Here is a 2,623-nt window from a genome sequence, read left to right on the forward strand (position 1 = left end):
GCGGTGACCGGATCGGTCGCCTTCTCCATCTGCCGGCGCTGCAGCAGCCCCGGCACCTCGATGGTGTTGGCGATCATGTTCTGGCGGGACTGCACGAAGTCATGCACGAGATTGTCGATGTCCTGGGCAACCTTGCCGGCATCGTAATGGACATTATAGGTCACTGTCGCGACGTTCGATGTCCCGAGCGCGCTGACGAGCCTGTAGCCGACGCGGACCTGGCCGGAATAGGCCGGGTTCAGCGTGAAGTGCAGATACCAGCCGACTGGGCCCGTGGCCGGGCCTGCCTGTGCGAGCTGCCCCTGGATGATCGTTGCCGTGCCGGCATTGGCGGGCTCGACGGATGCCAGGATTGCCGAGGTGAACGGACCGCCGGTCGCACCGCGATTGAGGTAGACGTCGGGCGGCGTCGATCCCTCCGGCACGTTGACGACCATGTCGAGAACGGTGACGGACCGGGTCTTGACCTTCAGCGTATAGGATGCGCTTCCGGTTGCGCCGTTGCCGTCACGGATCTGGATGGAGAAGCTGTAGTCGCCTTCGGTGCCGCCCGCGAGCGGTCCGGTCAGCTGGCCGGTGGAGATGTTGAGCACCAGGCCGTTCGGCAGGCTGCCGGAGGCAAGGCTGAAGATCTTCGTGCCGACGCCGCCGGTGACCGAGATCTGCTGGCTGTAGGCCTCGCCGGACATGGCATCGGGCAGGGCGCCGCCGGCCGGGCTGAACACGAAGGTGGTCGGCGGCGGCGAGATGGCGATTGTATAGGCAGCGGATGTCGTGGCGCTGTTGGCGTCGGTGGCGGTGATGGAGAAGCTGTAATTGCCCGGCGTCGTCGGCGTGCCGGTAATGGCGCCGGTCGCATGGTTGAGGGTGAGCCCGGCCGGCAGCGTGCCGGTGAGGCTATAGCTGTAGGGGCTCGTTCCGCCCGAGGCGGTGACGGTCTGGCTGTAGGCGGTGGTGACGATGCCGGCCGGCAGGGCTCCGCTCGGCGGCGAGAAGGACAGGGTCGGCGCGGTGATCGTCACGCTCACGCTTGCCGGCGCCGAAGTGCCGGAGGCGTTGGTGGCGGTATAGGTGAAGCTGTCGGTACCGCTATAGCCCGCTGCCGGCGTATAGGTGATCGAGGTGGCCGATGCGGTCGCGGTCCCATGTGCGGCGGCCGTTGCGACAGCCACCGAGCTTGCCGCTCCACCGGTGATGTTCAGCGTGATCGGATTGGCCGAAGAGTTGGCGGCAACGGTTGCTGCAACGGCATTGGCGATCGGTGGCTGGACGCTGACCGCCAGGGTATAGGCGCGCGATCCCGTGAACGGTCCCGAGCCGGTCGAACTGTCCGTGGCCGTGATGGTGATGTTGAAGTTGCCTGATGCCGTCGGCGTACCCGCAAGCACACCGGACGAAGAGAGCGTCAGGCCGGCGGGCAGGGCACCTGCTGTGATCGCGTAGGAGTAGGGGCCGGTTCCTCCGGATGCGGTCATGGCCTGGCTATAGGCAGCAGCCACGGTTGCAGCCGGCAGTGTCGTCGGCGTGATTGCGATCGTCGGGGCGCCAACGGTCACGGTATAGGCCTTGGAGCCTGTGAACGCCAGGCTGTCGGTGGCGAGAACCGTGAAGTTGAAGGTGCCGCCTGCCGTCGGCGTGCCTGTGAGCACACCGGCTGCCGACAGTGTCAGGCCGGTGGGAAGCGTGCCTGCCGACAGGCTGTAACTGTAGGAGCCGACCCCGCCTGTGGCCGTCAGTGCTTGGCTGTAGGCGACGGCGATCGAACCGGAGGGCAAGGTTGCCGGGGTAATCGTGATCGCCGGCGCATTGATGGTCAAACTGTAGGCTCTGGCGGCGCTGAACGGAGCGCCGGTCCCGGTCGAGCTGTCTGTCGCGGTGATGGTGATGTTGAAGGTGCCGGCTGCCGTCGGCGTGCCCGCAAGCACACCGGCCGGCGAGAGCGTCAGTCCGGCGGGGAGCGCGCCTGCTGTGATGGCATAGCTATAGGGCGCCGTACCGCCCGACGCGGTCATGGTCTGGCTGTAAGCTGTCCCGGCCGTGCCTGCCGGCAGGGTGGGCGGGGCAAGCGCGATCGTCGGGGTGGACACCGAGATGCTGACGGTTGCGGGCGCAGACGTGCCGTCGAGATTGGTGGCGGTATAGGTGAAGCTGTCCGCACCTGCATAGCCCGAAGCCGGCGTATAGCTAATGGAGGTGCCCGAGGCTGTTGCGGTGCCATGGGCTGCCGCACTTGCAACCGCAACCGAGAGCGGGGTGCCGCCGGTGATGTTGAGGGTAATCGGATTGGCCGAGGAGTTCTGGGCAACCGTCGCGGTCACCCCATTGGCGACCGGCGGATGGGCGGTCAGCACCAGGGTATAGGCTCTGGTGCCTGAGAACGGTCCCGAGCCGGTCGAGCTGTCCGTTGCAGTGACGGTGAAGTTGAAGGTGCCGGGCACGGTCGGGGTGCCTGTGAGGACACCGGTCGACGACAGCGTCAGGCCGGTCGGCAGAGCGCCGGTGCTGGCATAACTATAGGGCGCCGTGCCGCCAGACGCCGTAATCGTCTCGCTGTAAACCGCATTCAGTGTCGCTGCACCAAGCGTTACAGGCAAAAGCCCTATCGTCGGGGCCGAGATCGTGA

The 2,623-nt window shown here is 66.5% G+C and carries 1 protein-coding gene; it reads right to left on the minus strand.

Going from position 1 to position 2,623, the window contains the following annotated elements; genetic code table 11:
• Positions 1-2,594, minus strand: a 2,594-nt coding sequence (locus ACQZ6F_RS33380) for a beta strand repeat-containing protein (RefSeq protein ID WP_449096352.1), incomplete at its 3' end; no start/stop codon positions are given.
• Positions 2,595-2,623: the final 29 nt, after the last annotated feature.

This window comes from Rhizobium sp. A22-96 (assembly GCF_053521805.1).